At 64.3% G+C, this 14,586-nt stretch carries 12 protein-coding genes; 8 read left to right on the forward strand and 4 right to left on the reverse strand.

The genetic code is table 11. The features are described 5' to 3' along the window. Nucleotides 1-18 precede the first annotated feature (18 nt). Nucleotides 19-225, forward strand: a complete 207-nt coding sequence (locus HU748_RS05645) for a hypothetical protein (protein WP_186719619.1) — start codon at nt 19-21, stop codon at nt 223-225. Nucleotides 226-286: 61 nt separating this feature from the next. On the opposite strand, the gene HU748_RS05650 is transcribed toward HU748_RS05645, so the two are convergent. Then, nucleotides 287-1,951, reverse strand: a complete 1,665-nt coding sequence (locus HU748_RS05650; protein ID WP_186719621.1) for an AMP-binding protein — start codon at nt 1,949-1,951, stop codon at nt 287-289. A gap of 279 nt (nt 1,952-2,230) precedes the next feature. Here HU748_RS05650 and HU748_RS05655 point away from each other — a divergent pair, with 279 nt between their 5' ends. Genes HU748_RS05655 through HU748_RS05670 form a run of 4 tightly spaced genes read left to right on the forward strand, consistent with a single transcriptional unit; the run spans nt 2,231 to nt 7,789 of the window. Further along, nucleotides 2,231-3,394 carry an isovaleryl-CoA dehydrogenase gene (locus tag HU748_RS05655; protein ID WP_186669492.1) on the forward strand — a complete coding sequence of 388 codons (1,164 nt, stop codon included), beginning with the start codon at nt 2,231-2,233 and terminating at the stop codon, nt 3,392-3,394. Between the two features lie 19 nt (nt 3,395-3,413). Further along, nucleotides 3,414-5,021 (forward strand): carboxyl transferase domain-containing protein, encoded by a 1,608-nt coding sequence (locus HU748_RS05660; protein WP_186719623.1) that lies wholly within the window; start codon nt 3,414-3,416, stop codon nt 5,019-5,021. Between the two features lie 3 nt (nt 5,022-5,024). Continuing rightward, nucleotides 5,025-5,837, forward strand: coding sequence for a gamma-carboxygeranoyl-CoA hydratase (locus tag HU748_RS05665; protein WP_186669496.1), 813 nt, complete (start codon nt 5,025-5,027; stop codon nt 5,835-5,837). Beyond that, nucleotides 5,834-7,789, forward strand: coding sequence for an acetyl/propionyl/methylcrotonyl-CoA carboxylase subunit alpha (locus HU748_RS05670; protein ID WP_186719625.1), 1,956 nt, complete (start codon nt 5,834-5,836; stop codon nt 7,787-7,789). The genes HU748_RS05665 and HU748_RS05670 overlap by 4 nt, the downstream gene beginning before the upstream one ends. Before the next feature lie 96 nt (nt 7,790-7,885). Here the strand turns inward: HU748_RS05670 and HU748_RS05675 are convergent, their stop codons facing one another. Further along, nucleotides 7,886-8,545, reverse strand: coding sequence for a S24 family peptidase (locus HU748_RS05675; RefSeq protein ID WP_238343291.1), 660 nt, complete (start codon nt 8,543-8,545; stop codon nt 7,886-7,888). A gap of 130 nt (nt 8,546-8,675) precedes the next feature. Between HU748_RS05675 and HU748_RS05680 the strand changes: the two genes are divergently transcribed. The 3 genes from HU748_RS05680 (at nt 8,676) to HU748_RS05690 (ending at nt 11,200) form a co-directional block, all read left to right on the forward strand. Further along, nucleotides 8,676-8,984, forward strand: a complete 309-nt coding sequence (locus HU748_RS05680) for a hypothetical protein (RefSeq protein ID WP_186719627.1) — start codon at nt 8,676-8,678, stop codon at nt 8,982-8,984. Nucleotides 8,985-9,424: 440 nt separating this feature from the next. Continuing rightward, a complete protein-coding gene (locus HU748_RS05685) occupies nt 9,425-9,940 on the forward strand; it encodes a DUF4880 domain-containing protein (protein ID WP_186719629.1) in 516 nt (171 codons plus the stop codon). A 111-nt stretch (nt 9,941-10,051) separates the two neighbouring features. Further along, nucleotides 10,052-11,200 carry a carboxypeptidase family protein gene (locus tag HU748_RS05690; RefSeq protein ID WP_186669504.1) on the forward strand — a complete coding sequence of 383 codons (1,149 nt, stop codon included), beginning with the start codon at nt 10,052-10,054 and terminating at the stop codon, nt 11,198-11,200. A gap of 28 nt (nt 11,201-11,228) precedes the next feature. Here the strand turns inward: HU748_RS05690 and HU748_RS05695 are convergent, their stop codons facing one another. Together HU748_RS05695 and HU748_RS05700 are read right to left on the reverse strand one after the other, a co-directional pair. After that, entirely contained in the window at nt 11,229-12,200 is a 972-nt protein-coding gene (locus HU748_RS05695) for a spore coat U domain-containing protein (RefSeq protein ID WP_186719631.1), read from the reverse strand. After that, nucleotides 12,197-14,494 (reverse strand): fimbria/pilus outer membrane usher protein, encoded by a 2,298-nt coding sequence (locus HU748_RS05700; RefSeq protein ID WP_186719813.1) that lies wholly within the window; start codon nt 14,492-14,494, stop codon nt 12,197-12,199. Before HU748_RS05700 ends, HU748_RS05695 begins: the two co-directional genes overlap by 4 nt. Nucleotides 14,495-14,586: the final 92 nt, after the last annotated feature.

Genomic DNA, 14,586 nt, shown 5'->3' on the forward strand with positions numbered 1-14,586 from the left:
CCAGACGCAGGAGGCATCATGGATAACCTGAAAAAACTCAAAGTACTGCTCGCCAACAAGTACGGCAAGAAAATCAGCGACCTCAATAACGATACGCTTATCAGGGAAATAATTGGCAACGATAACAAGCTTGCACTTCATTTGAAAAGCGAATTTGACGTCGACCTGTCTGCCGGCGAACTGGAAAAGGGAGACACCATCGAGTCATTGGCCGATTTACTATGATGTTTTTTTGATCTGCACTCCTTCTCCTGCCTGACGGGTTGGCGGAGAAGGAGTTCGATTATCATCGCGCCCCAATTTCCGCCATGCTGATCTCGCGCATGCGGAACTTCTGCACCTTGCCGGTCACCGTCATCGGGAACGCTTCGACGAAGCGGAAATGCCGCGGCACCTTGAAGTGCGCGATGCGTGCCTTGCACCAGGCCTGCAAGTCCTCGACCGTGGCGCTGTGCCCGGGGTGCAGCTTGATCCAGGCCACGACCTCCTCACCATAGCGGCTGCAAGGGATGCCGATCACCTGAGCATCGGCAACCGCCGGGTGGGTATGGAAAAACTCCTCGAGCTCTCGCGGATAGATATTCTCGCCGCCGCGAATGATCATGTCCTTGTTGCGCCCGACGATGCGCACATAGCCCTGTTCGTCCATCACCGCCAGGTCACCCGTGCGCATCCAGCGCGCCGGATCGATCGCCTGTTGAGTGGCTTCGGGGTTATCCCAGTAACCGAGCATCACGCTGTAGCCGCGGGTGCAGAGCTCGCCGATCTCGCCACGCGGGACGATGGCGCCGTGCGCGTCCACCAGCTTGGTCTCCAGTTGCGGCTGCGTGCGCCCGACCGTGGTCACGCGCAGTTCCAGCTCGTCATCCGGGCCTGTCTGCAGCGACACCGGGCTGGTCTCGGTCATGCCGTAGGCGATCTGCACCTCACCCATGTGCATCTGCTCGATCACCCGGCGCATCACCTCGATCGGGCAGGTGGCACCGGCCATGATGCCGCTGCGCAGGGTCGAGAGGTCCAGGGTGCTGCGCGACGGGTGGTCGAGCATGGCGATGAACATGGTCGGCACGCCATAGAGGATGCTGGCACGCTCTTGGGCCACGGCCTGCAGCGTCAACTCGGGATCGAAGGCGTCGTTGGGGTAGATCATGGTGCTGCCGTGGGTGATGCAACCCAGGTTGGCCATGACCATGCCAAAGCAGTGGTACAGCGGCACCGGGATCACCATGCGGTCCCGTTCGCTCAGGCCCAGGCTTTCGCCGACCATGAAGCCGTTGTTGAGGATGTTGTAGTGGCTGAGCGTGGCGCCTTTCGGCGCGCCAGTGGTGCCGGAGGTGTACTGGATGTTCACCGCCTGGTCGAACTGCAAGCCCTGCTGCCTCGCCTGCAACGCCTGGGCATCGACCTGCCCTGCCCGTTCGGCCAGTGCATCCCAGGGCAGAAAGCCTTCGGGCGGGTGCGACGACAGGCTGATGACGCCCTGCAGGTCCGGCAGGCGTTCACTCGCCAGCGGCTGCGCACCCAGCTCGGGCAGCATTTCCTGGACCATCGCGTGATAGTCGGACGACTTGAAGGCATCGGCACACACCAGCCAGCTGCAGCCGGACTGACGCAACACATACTCCAGCTCGCCCACCCGGTACGCCGGGTTGATGTTGACCAGGATCGCGCCGACCTTCGCCGTGGCGATCTGCAGGATGCACCACTGGGCGCAGTTAGGCGCCCAGATACCGACGCGATCGCCACTGGCCACGCCCAGGGCAATCAGGGCCCTGGCATGCACCTCGACCTGCTCGGCCAACGCGCGCCAGCTATAGCGCAGGCCTTGGTGACGCACCACCAGGGCCTCGCGCTCGGGCCAGCGGGCGGCGGTGGCATCGAACGCCTGGCCGATGGTCTGGGTCAGCAGAGGCCGGTCCTGGCGGCCGCGGGTGTAGCTTGGTTGACTCATGAGTGTCCCTTCTTGTGGTTGTTCTGGGCATGACTGAAGCAAGCGGCAATTACTCTGGCGCAGATTTACGTTTACGTAAAGGTGATGTTCCAATTGACAGCCCGGAAAGGCAGGTTTACGTTAACGTCAACCACGAGCACCGACCCTGTGGGAGCGGACTTGCCCGCGATGAGGCCGGACCAGACAACAGCGCTGGCCGTTCTGACGGGCATCGCGGGCAAGCCCGCTCCCACAGGGTCGGTGCAGTACCTCGAATTTCAAGAACAACAAGGTGCCCCCATGCATTACCCGACCCTGAACTTCGCCCTGGGCGAGACCATCGACATGCTCCGCGACCAGGTACGCACCTTCGCTGCCGCCGAACTCGCCCCGCGCGCGGCGCAGATCGACCACGACAACCTGTTCCCCGCCGACATGTGGCGCAAGTTCGGCGACATGGGCCTGCTGGGCATCACCGTCGCGGAGGAATATGGCGGCGCAGGCCTGGGCTACCTGGCCCATGTGGTGTCGATGGAAGAGATCAGCCGTGCCTCGGCCTCGGTGGCACTGTCCTATGGCGCCCACTCCAACCTCTGCGTCAACCAGATCAACCGCAACGGCACCCATGAACAGAAGCTGAAGTACCTGCCCAAGCTGATCAGCGGCGAGCACATCGGCGCCCTGGCCATGAGCGAGCCCAATGCCGGCTCCGACGTGGTGTCGATGAAATTGCGCGCCGAGAAACGCGGCGACCGCTATGTACTCAACGGCAGCAAGACCTGGATCACCAACGGCCCCGACGCCAACACCTACGTGATCTACGCCAAGACCGACCTGGACAAGGGCCCGCACGGCATCAGCGCATTCATCGTCGAACGTGACTGGAAGGGCTTCTCGCGCAGCAACAAGTTCGACAAGCTGGGCATGCGCGGCTCCAACACCTGCGAGCTGTTCTTCGATGGCGTCGAAGTGCCGGAAGAAAACATCCTCGGCCAGCTCAATGGCGGTGTGCGTGTGCTGATGAGCGGCCTGGACTACGAGCGCGTGGTGCTCTCGGGCGGTCCGACCGGCATCATGCAGAGCTGCATGGACCTGGTGGTGCCCTACATCCACGATCGCAAGCAGTTCGGCCAGAGCATCGGCGAATTCCAGCTGATCCAGGGCAAGATCGCCGACATGTACACCCAGCTCAACGCCAGCCGCGCCTACCTCTACGCCGTGGCCCAGGCCTGCGACCGTGGCGAGACCACGCGCAAGGACGCCGCCGGGGTGATCCTCTACACCGCCGAACGCGCTACGCAGATGGCCCTGGAAGCGATCCAGATTCTCGGCGGCAACGGCTACATCAATGAATTCCCGGCCGGCCGCCTGCTGCGTGACGCCAAACTCTACGAGATCGGTGCCGGCACCAGCGAAATTCGCCGGATGCTGATCGGTCGCGAACTGTTCAACGAAACCCGCTGAGTACAAGGAGCTGGCGTCCATGGCTACCCTGCACACCCAGATCAACCCGCGCTCGGCTGAGTTCGCCAGCAACAGCGCGGCCATGCTCGAACAGGTCGATGCCCTGCGCACCCTGCTGGCCCAGGTCAGCCAGGGCGGCGGGCCCAAGGCCCAGCAGCGCCATACCTCGCGCGGCAAGCTGCTGCCGCGCGAGCGCATCGACCGCCTGCTCGACCCGGGCTCGGCGTTTCTCGAGATCGGCCAGCTCGCCGCCCATGAGGTGTATGGCGAAGACGTGCCGGCAGCAGGCGTGATCGCCGGCATCGGCCGCGTCGAAGGGGTCGAGTGCATGATCGTGGCCAACGACGCCACGGTCAAAGGCGGCTCCTACTACCCGCTGACCGTGAAGAAACACCTGCGCGCGCAGACCATCGCCCTGCAGAATCGCCTGCCGTGCATCTATCTGGTCGACTCCGGCGGCGCCAACCTGCCACGCCAGGACGAAGTGTTCCCGGATCGTGAGCACTTCGGACGGATCTTCTTCAACCAGGCCAACATGAGCGCCCTCGGCATTGCGCAGATCGCCGTGGTGATGGGCTCGTGCACCGCAGGTGGCGCCTATGTGCCGGCGATGGCCGACGAAGCGATCATGGTGCGCCAGCAGGCGACCATCTTCCTCGCCGGCCCGCCGCTGGTGAAGGCCGCCACCGGCGAGGTGGTGAGCGCCGAAGACCTGGGCGGCGCCGATGTGCATTGCCGCACCAGCGGCGTGGCCGACCACTATGCCGACAACGACGAGCATGCCCTGGCGATCGCCCGGCGCAGCGTGGCCAACCTCAACTGGCACAAACTCGGGCGCCTGCAATGCCAGGCACCGATCGAACCGCTGTACGACGCCCAGGAGCTGTACGGCGTGGTGCCGGCCGATGCCAAGCAACCGTTCGATGTGCGCGAGATCATCGCGCGCCTGGTCGATGGCTCCGTGTTCGATGAATTCAAGGCCCTGTTCGGCACCACCCTGGTGTGCGGTTTCGCCCACCTGCACGGCTACCCGGTAGCGATCCTGGCCAACAACGGCATCCTCTTCGCCGAGGCTGCGCAAAAAGGCGCGCACTTCATCGAACTGGCCTGCCAACGCGGCATCCCGCTGTTGTTCCTGCAGAACATCACGGGATTCATGGTCGGCAAGAAATACGAGGAAGGCGGTATCGCCAAGCACGGCGCCAAGCTGGTAACCGCAGTGGCCTGCGCCCAGGTGCCGAAGTTCACGGTGATCATCGGCGGCAGCTTCGGTGCTGGCAACTACGGCATGTGCGGGCGCGCCTACGATCCGCGCTTCCTGTGGATGTGGCCTAACGCGCGAATTGGCGTGATGGGCGCCGAACAGGCCGCTGGCGTGCTGGCCCAGGTCAAGCGCGAGCAGAGCGAGCGCAGTGGCGAGGTGTTCAGCGCCGAGGACGAAAAGCAGCTCAAGCAGCCGATCCTCGACCAGTACGAGCGCCAGGGCCACCCCTACTATTCCAGCGCCCGGCTGTGGGATGACGGCGTCATCGACCCGGCGCAAACCCGTGAAGTGCTGAGCCTTGCCTTGTCCGCTGCGCTGAACGCCCCGATCGAACAGAGCCGCTTCGGCATTTTCCGGATGTGACCCATGAGCGATTTTGCCACCCTCGAAGTGATAAAGGACCCTCGCGGCTTCGCCACCCTGTGGCTGAGCCGGGAAGACAAGAACAACGCCTTCAACGCCCAGATGATTCGCGAGCTGATCGTTGCCATCGACCAACTGGGCGAAGACAGCCGCCTGCGCTTCGTGCTGCTGCGTGGCCGTGGCCGGCACTTCAGCGCCGGTGCTGACCTGGCCTGGATGCAGCAGTCGGCGCAATTGGACTTCAATACCAACCTGGACGACGCCCATGAACTGGGCGAGCTGATGTATGCGCTGCATCGCCTCAAGGCGCCGACCCTGGCCGTGGTCCAGGGCGCCGCATTCGGTGGTGCGCTGGGCCTGATCAGTTGCTGCGACATGGCGATCGGCGCTGAAGATGCACAGCTGTGTCTGTCGGAGGTCCGCATCGGCCTGGCACCGGCAGTGATCAGCCCGTTCGTGGTCAAGGCCATCGGTGAGCGTGCCGCTCGCCGCTATGCCCTGACCGCCGAGCGCTTCAGTGGTGCGCGCGCCCGCGAGCTGGGCCTGCTGGCCGAGGTGTACCCTGCCAGCGAACTGGACACCCAGGTCCAGGCCTGGATCGACAACCTGCTGCTCAACAGCCCTCAGGCCCTGCGCGCCACCAAGGACCTGCTGCGCGAGGTGGACGATGGCGAACTGAGCCCTGCCCTGCGCCGCTACACCGAGAACACCATCGCCCGCATTCGTGTCAGCCCCGAAGGCCAGGAGGGCCTGAGCGCCTTCCTGGAAAAACGCCGCCCCGCCTGGCAGCCCGTCGACAAGGAACCTCGCCCATGAGCCACCCCCCGCTGACCACCCTGCTGGTCGCCAACCGCGGCGAGATCGCCTGTCGGGTGATGCGCACCGCCAAGGCCATGGGCCTGACCACCGTCGCAGTGCACAGCGCCACCGACCGTGACGCCCGGCACAGCCGCGAAGCCGATATCCGCGTCGACCTGGGCGGCACCAAGGCCGCCGACAGCTACCTGGTGATCGACAAGCTGATCGCTGCAGCCAAGGCCAGTGGCGCACAGGCGATCCATCCCGGCTACGGCTTTCTTTCCGAGAACGCAGGCTTTGCCCGCGCCATCGAGCAGGCCGGGCTGATCTTCCTCGGCCCACCGGCCAGCGCCATCGATGCCATGGGCAGCAAGTCGGCGGCCAAGGCCCTGATGGAAGCCGCCGGGGTGCCGCTGGTGCCCGGCTATCACGGTGACGCCCAGGACCTGGAGACCTTCCGTGCCGCTGCCGAACGCATTGGTTATCCGGTGCTGCTCAAGGCCAGTGCCGGGGGTGGCGGCAAGGGCATGAAGGTGGTCGAGCAGGAGAGCGAGCTGGCCGACGCCCTGGCCTCGGCACAACGCGAGGCGCAATCGTCGTTCGGCGATGCGCGAATGTTGGTGGAAAAGTACGTGCTCAAGCCTCGGCACGTGGAAATCCAGGTGTTCGCCGACCAACACGGCCATTGCCTGTACCTCAACGAACGCGACTGCTCGATCCAGCGTCGCCACCAGAAGGTTGTCGAAGAGGCTCCGGCCCCAGGCTTGTCGGCGCAACTGCGCCAAGCCATGGGTGAGGCGGCGGTGCGCGCGGCCCAGGCCATCGGTTATGTCGGCGCTGGCACCGTGGAGTTCCTGCTCGATGCCCGCGGCGAGTTCTTCTTCATGGAAATGAACACCCGCCTGCAGGTCGAACACCCGGTCACCGAGGCGATCACCGGGCTGGACCTGGTGGCCTGGCAGATCCGTGTCGCTTGCGGCGAGGCCTTGCCGATCACCCAGGAGCAGGTGCCGCTGGTTGGCCATGCCATCGAGGTGCGGCTGTATGCGGAAGATCCGGCCAATGACTTCCTGCCGGCCACCGGCACCCTGGCGCTGTACCGCGAATCGGCGCCAGGCGAAGGGCGCCGGGTCGACAGCGGGGTCAGCGAGGGCGATGTGATCTCGCCGTTCTACGACCCGATGCTGGGCAAGCTGATCGCCTGGGGACAGGATCGTGAACAGGCGCGCTTGCGACTACTGGCCATGCTCGACGAGTTCGCCATCGGCGGCTTGAAAACCAACATCGCCTTCCTGCGGCGCATCCTCGCCCATCCGGCCTTCGCGGCCGCCGAACTGGATACCGGCTTCATTGGCCGTCATCACGGAGTGCTGCTGCCCGCCACCGGCGAGCGTCCGGCGCTGTTCTGGCAAGCCGCTGCCGAAGCCTGGCTGCAGAGCGGCTCGCCACGACGTCGCACAGACGACGGCAACTCGCCCTGGGCCCGCTGCGATGGCTTGCGCCTGGGCCTGCCAGCCCGCAGCAGCCTGCATCTGTCATGCGAGGGTCAGGACCAGGCCGTGGCGCTGCAGAACAGCGCGCCCTCAGCGTTCCATTTGTTCGGCGAGCAACTGGTGCAGGACCAGGATGGCCTGCGGCGGCGCTACCTGGCCATTCGTCGCGAGGGCGTGCTGTACCTGCAATGGGCGGGCGAACTGCACGCAGTCACGGCATTCGATCCGATTGCCGCCGCCGAGGCCAGCCATGGCCATCAGGGGGGGCTTGGCGCGCCCATGAACGGCAGCATCGTGCGCGTGCTGGTCGAAGCGGGTCAGGCAGTGGAAGCCGGAACGGCGCTGGTGGTGCTGGAGGCAATGAAGATGGAGCACAGTATTCGTGCACCGCAGGCGGGGATCGTGAAGGCGCTGTTCTGCCAGGAAGGCGACATGGTCAGCGAAGGGACGGTGCTGGTGGAACTGGAAGAGAGCTGAGGGGCCTGCAGGAGCGGCCATGTGCCGCTCCTGCAGGGATTGCGCTGGTTTTCCGCGCCTGGATGAAGACTAGCCGCATGACATGGCCGGGCGGGCTCAATGCCGCCCGTGCGACCTCACCACCACGCCCAGCACTTCGAAATCCTCGCCGCACAGCAGCTTCGGGTAGGTCGGGTTCAACGGTTTGAGATACCGCTGCCCGCCATCCTCGACCAACTGCCGGAACATCGCCGAGGTGCCCTTCTGCCGGGCGATCACCAGTTTGCCTGGCGCCGCCGGCACCCCAGGATCCACCAGCACCAGCGTTTGCTCGGGCACGCTGGGGCCGGTGGCGGCGCTCATCAGGTCGCCTTCGACCGGCAACCAGAATGCCTTGCCCAGCGCCGGGTAGTCGGTCTGCTCATAGACGATGCACCCCTCGGGCCACGGCCCCTCCAGCTCGGTCCAGGCCAGCACCGGATAGCGGAAGCACATGATGTACTGCAGCAGGTCGTCGTCATCCCCGCCTGCCTCGGCGGCGTAGGCGCCATTGGGCTCGGCCAGTTGGTCGATGCGTACCATGCGCAGCGAAACATGCAGGTGCGCCATCCCCAGGGCCTGCAGGACCTGGTTCATCATGCCCACCTTCGGCTGACGGGTGCCACGCAGCCAATGGCCGACACCGCCCTGGGTCACCCCAACACGTTCGGCGAGTTGTTCCTGCGAAAGCCCCAGCTCCCGCATCCTTTGCTTGACCAGCGCGATCCATTTTTCCATCGCCCGCACGATACGGACTGCCCATCAGCGCTCAATACACATATTGTATTATTAATCTGATAGGCATAAGTACTTTTCGTATTAGTATTCGAGTGTACTGATTTCCCTATCACGCTCAACAGGTAACAGGATGAAACCGATGACACATCCAGAAAAGGATTTGGACAGCGAGGCCGCGCGTCGCACGCTCGATTACTACCTCAACCCGACGCCCCCCCACACCAGCATCGACAGCGTGCCCTGGACCCTTCGCGAGGAGGTCTCCCCAGAGCAGGCCAGCGCCCACGCCATGGCCCTGCTGCGCTGCGCAGCAGCCACGGCACAAGAGACCGGCAGCCACCAACAGGGCACGACCCGCGAGGTGCTGTTCGCATTGATGCATATGGTGAACATGGCCCGCGCGATGCTGGAGCAACGGCGTGCGCCACAAGGGCTGTGAAAGACGGGAGTACGTGATGACCGGGTAACTGACACTGCCCGGTTGCCGGACAGAGGAAGTGCGCAAGAAATTATTTTTCTGGAGGACAGAAAAATCATTTGACTTGCAAATGATAACGATTATTATTGCACTCAGCAGGTCGCGAGACCCGCTGGATAACCTGGAGCCCTCAGGTCGGGCGCTCAGATTATCTCCTCATCAGGCTAATCACGGTTTTTGACCCGGCTTTTTGCCGGGTCATTTTTTTTGGCTCTTCAGGCTAATGAAGAAGGGTTACCGCGTTGAATGGTCGCGATGATAGCAAAGGTGTGTCAATTCGTGAATGCGTGTTACAGCGTTTTGCACAAACAGCACTTGAGAATCAATCTCGTTAAGATTAAGCTGCCTGCGCATCAGGGAGGATGCCCCCTCTCCCCCTCTTCTCGCGCAAGGAGCCGTCCATGACCCGTCTGCTGCTGCCCCTCGAGCATGGCCCGCAAGTCGCCCGCCCGCCTACCGAAGACACGTTGCTGCATGGCCTCAGGCGCTTGCCACGCCGGGTTCAGCAGGTGTTTCTGCTCAATCGCCTCGACCAGCTCGGCATTGCCGACATTGCTGCCCGCCTCGACCTGCCCCTGCTGACCATCGAACGCCATCTCTTCCAGGCACTGCAAAGCGCATTGCCACGTGGCGACCGCCTGGCCAGCATTGCCGGCCAATGGTACGTGCGCCTGCAAAGCCCGGAGGCGACAACCTGCGAGCGCATCGATTTCCGCCGTTGGCTGGACGCCGCGCCGCAGCACCTGCAGGCCTTTGAGCAGATCGAACTGTGCTGGCGCAGCCTGCTGGCTCCAGCTCGCCAGTTGGGCCAGGATGGCGGGTATCGCAATGGCCGTGCCGCGTTATCGCTGGGCGGGTGTTCGATTGCCGTAGGCCTGGGCGTTGCCGCATTGATCGCCCTCGGGCTGCTCGCCTGATACGCAGGCGCCGCCCTCGCGCGGGAGCTTGTCGCGTAAAGGGGCCAGCAAAGACACCCCACCTGTCGTTGAGCTACAGTAGCGTCACAACAAAGCCACAGGAGTCTGGCAATGACCGTGACGCTGTCCCCACTGCAGATCGACTGCGATTTCGATTCCGGCAATATCCAGGTACTGGATGCCAGTGACCCGCGCCAGGTGCGCCTGGCCATCCGCCCCGACACCCACAGCGGCCACTTCCAGTGGTTCCATTTCAAGGTGAGCGGCCTGACGGTCGGCCAGACCCACCGCTTCAGCCTCGACAACGCCCATGAGTCCTCCTACAAGAACGCCTGGGACGGCTACCACGCCGTGGCGTCGTACGACCAGCAGAACTGGTTCCGCGTACCCAGCAGCTTCGACGGCAAGGCCCTGGCGTTCGATTTCACGGCCGAACAGCCACAGGCTTGGTTCGCCTATTTCGAACCCTACCCACGCGCGCGCCACAACCAGCTCATCGAGCGGGCCCGGCATATTCCCGGCGTCACGCTGCTGGCCAGCGGTCGTAGCGTGCAGGGCCGCGACATCCCGCTGCTGCGTGCCGGTGATGGCGCCGACGGCAAGCGCAAACTGTGGATCATCGCCCAGCAGCACCCCGGTGAACACATGGCCGAGTGGTTCATGGAGGGCGTGATCGACTGCCTTGAGAGCAACGATGCAACGGTCCAGCGCCTGCTTGCCCAAGCCGACCTGTACCTGATCCCCAACATGAACCCTGACGGCGCCTTCCTCGGCCATCTGCGCACCAACTTCAAGGGTAAGGACCTCAACCGTGCCTGGCAGGACGCCAGTGTCGAGCTCAGCCCGGAGGTGTTCTTCGCCCAGAGCCAGATGAAGCAGTACGGCGTGGATGCCTTCGTCGACGCCCATGGCGACGAGGAAATCCCCCATGTATTCACCGCGGCCTGCGAAGGCAACCCGGGCTACACACCACGCATCGCCAAGCTGGAGGAGCAGTTTCGTAGCACCCTGTGCAGCGTGACCAAAGACTTCCAGACCGTCCACGGCTACACCCGCGACCAGCCTGGCCAAGCGAACATGACGCTGGCCTGCAATGCGGTCGGGCAGGCCTACGACTGCCTGTCGCTGACCTTGGAAATGCCGTTCAAGGACCACGACGACAACCCCGACGCCAAGTGCGGCTGGTCGGGCGCGCGCTCCAAGAAGTTGGCAGGCGCAGTGCTGGAAACGTTGGAAAAGATGGTCAAGGAGTTGCGCTGATCCGCAAGACAGCGGCCCATTGATCCGCTCAGAACTGCACGTCGAGAATCACGCTGTCGGTGTAGGTTTCTGCAGGCGGCGTCGCCTGGTCGGTGTAGACCTTGGCGTTGTAGTTGAACACCTGGCTGCCGGTGCCCGTGCCGGCACCAGGGTTCACGTTGGCGTCGCTGCTCGCGCGCCGGGCCGCGCCCACCGATCCCCAGCGCACGGTGCCAGCGCTCTTGAAGATGTCGTAGGCCAGGTAGTTGTTGGCCGTGGACTTCATCCGCCGACGCCCACCCGACACGTTCTGCCCATCGTCCAGCCCGACCGTGTAGTTGCTGCCCTTGGTACAGGCGATGTTGATGCTCTGGTTCACCGTCGCAAACCCGGCCACCACCGGCGCACTGGCAAAACTGATGTTGGGGGTGGTGATCTGGCAGTCGTTGCTGACGGTAAGCGTCACTGTCAGGGTCTGCGTACCGCTGCCAATATCCCGTCCCAGGCAGATACCGCCCAGGCCGATGCCTGAGCAATAGTTCCAGTCCCAGAAGATCGACAGGGTCTCGGTGTAGACCCCGGCCGCAACGTTGGCCCCCACCACGGTGCGCAGGTACAGCGGCACCGACTTGGGCGAGGTGCCGTTGAGCAGCCCCAGGGCGTCGATGATGCCGTTGGGGACGAAATCGAAACGCGTGCCGCGGGTGATCGGAAAGTTGGTGGTGTTGTTGGCGTAGATCGTATAGGGGATGACATCGCCAGTCGGGCCGACCATGCCCGTGCTGGCGGAGGTGATGGTGGCGTAGAAATGGTCGTTGCTGGTCAACAGCGACAACAGTGAGCCGGTGCAGGACAGCCCGGCATTGGTGGTCGAAGCCGGTTGCACCGTGGTGCGCACCAGCGTCGAATTGATCGTGCCGAAGGACGCAGGCACCGTGGCCCCCACCGAACAGGCCGACCACGCCTGAGCGCAACCGGCACACAGGCCGAGCCCCAGCACCACCCTGCCCAGGGCATTCATCGGCACACCAGAGGGCCGATCAGCGGAATCGCCCCTTCCCCTTCAGGCAGGTCGAATTCGACCTGGCACTGGCCGCCATCAGCGACTTCGACCTGCAGGCGATTGTGCGCCGACAGGTTCTCCAGGTAGACCAGGCCATCCCACCCCACCACGGCCTCGCTGCCGCCCTGGATGCCCCTCACCCGGCTGCCCAGCTTGAGCTCCTGCTGGTTGGCATCGACCAGCACGATGCTCGCTGCCAGCACCCGCTTGAGCGGGAACTCCAACAGATAGCCACTGCCCCGACGCACCGCGACGCGTTGTTCGACCGTCGAAGCCATCACATCGGCGGGCAGCTCCATTGGATCGATCTCGTACTTGCCACGGTAGTAACCGCTGCTGTACGGGACCAGCAGGTGGCCATTGCGGTCGGTGCGACCGACCATCTGGTTCTCGTAGCGCACCGGCACATCGGCGTAGCCACTGGTGCTGACAACCACGAACGCATCATCGATACGGTTGGCGGCGAACATGCCCGAGTCCATCAGCACCAGCGAACCGCTGGCATCGGCCCAGCGGGTCATCTCCTCGCTGCTGCCATAGACCCCCGCCTGCAGCTGCACGGACTGCAGGCGCCAGGTCACATCGGCCTGCCGATAGGCGCCGCGATCCCCCCCATTGGCGTAGCCAAGGTTGTAACCCACACCGCCACCCACTGGCACTGCGCGGCTGTAGTTGACGCGCTGCAGGTCCTGGCCGTCCTTGCTGCGCTCGGCGCTGAAGGCCAGGGTGCCATGGGTATCGAACGGGACCACCAGTTGTGCCTGCACTGCCCACTGGCTGTCACCGACATCGCGGTTGGCCGACAGGTACAGGCTGCTGTTGCGCCACAACGGCTTGCTCCAGCTCAGGTTGATCAGCCGCGTGCGCGAGCCATCCCCCGCGCGCACGTCGAAATAGCCAGCACCGACGCTGCCGTAGCGATCCAGGTTCAGGCTTACGGTCGCCTGCTCGCTGCGCGTGCTCAGGCGGGTATAGGGATTGTCGACCAGCGTCAGGTCGGCATAATCGCCATGGCGCTCGATCCGCTGGTAGTTGAAGCCGATACGTCGGCTGTTGTACTGGTAACCCAAAGCCACCTGCTGCCCTGTGTCGCCCTCGAAACGGCTCTGCGCCACGGCGGCGTTGAGCACACCGAAGGTCCCCAGGCGCAGGTTGCCACCCAGGCCACCGAGCATCATCGACTCGGCCGTTTCGGCGTGGGTTTCGAGGGTGAAGTAATCGGACACACCATGGCGCAAGCTCGCCGATGCCACTGCGGGCCCGTAGCCGAAGTCCTTCACGGCATAGTCACGGCGAAGGCTACCGGCAGCCACCGAAAAGTCCGACAGCCCCTCGGCCAGCAAGCTGCTGGTCACGTAGAACGGCAAGGTCGTCGAGACCTGGCGCCCGAGCGCATCGGTGGTCACCACCACGGCTTCACCGGCACCGTTGATGAACGGCACGTTGGTGAGTGTGTAGGGCCCCGGTTGCAGATCGGTGGTGCTGGTCTTGTAGCCATTGATGAACAGATCCAGCGACGTGGGTACCGCCGCCTCTCCGGCAAAGGCCGGCAGCGGATAGGTGACCAGGTCCGGGCGTGCGGCAAAGTCTCGGGAAACCTGCAAGCCGCCCACCCGCACCGAGCTGCTCCAGGGCAAGGCGCTGGTGACCAGATCGCCTGCCTCGTAGGTCAACAGGCGCTGCTCGTCGGTGAAACGCCAGGTGGTGTCGTAGCGCAGAAAGCCTTCGCGGCTCTGATTCCGGGGGGCACCGTTGAATGACTCACGCCACTGCCCGGTGGTGGAGAAGGTGCCCCAACTGTCGAACACCCGCAGCTCGTTCCAGGCGGCGAGATAGGTGCCGGCATCATCGGTGTCGTTCAGGTACAGGTCATAGTTGAGCAAGGCGCCGAAACTACTGCGCGCATCGCTGGCCGGATACAGGTTGCGTCCACCGAACTGCTGGTCGGGCAGCCACGCCGGCGGCACCTGCAGCAGCAGGCGCTGGTTTGGGCTGTCGTAGTCCACATGCAGGCCGACGATGCTCTCCAGCGCCACCTCCCCCTGAGGATCGCCCGGCACCAGGATGCCCGCCGCACGCAGCGCATCGCTGGCCAGGTACAGTCGCCCGGCACGCTGCTGCACCGGCACCAGCTCAGCCTTGAGCACCTGATTCACCAGCAGGTCCAGGTACAGGGTGGCATCGGCAATCGCGGTGCTTTCTGTCGGGGGTGGCGGCAGATCGGCGGCCACGCCCAGCATCGGCCCCAGCATCGCCAGGCCCAGCCACCACCGGCGCGTCGTCCGCCGCCAGCCACTCACACACGGTTTCCAACCATCGGCGGGTCCTCCCTGGCCCCTCCACT

It is taken from the genome of Pseudomonas sp. RW3S2, assembly GCF_014268955.1.
Taxonomy (GTDB): domain Bacteria; phylum Pseudomonadota; class Gammaproteobacteria; order Pseudomonadales; family Pseudomonadaceae; genus Aquipseudomonas; species Aquipseudomonas wayambapalatensis.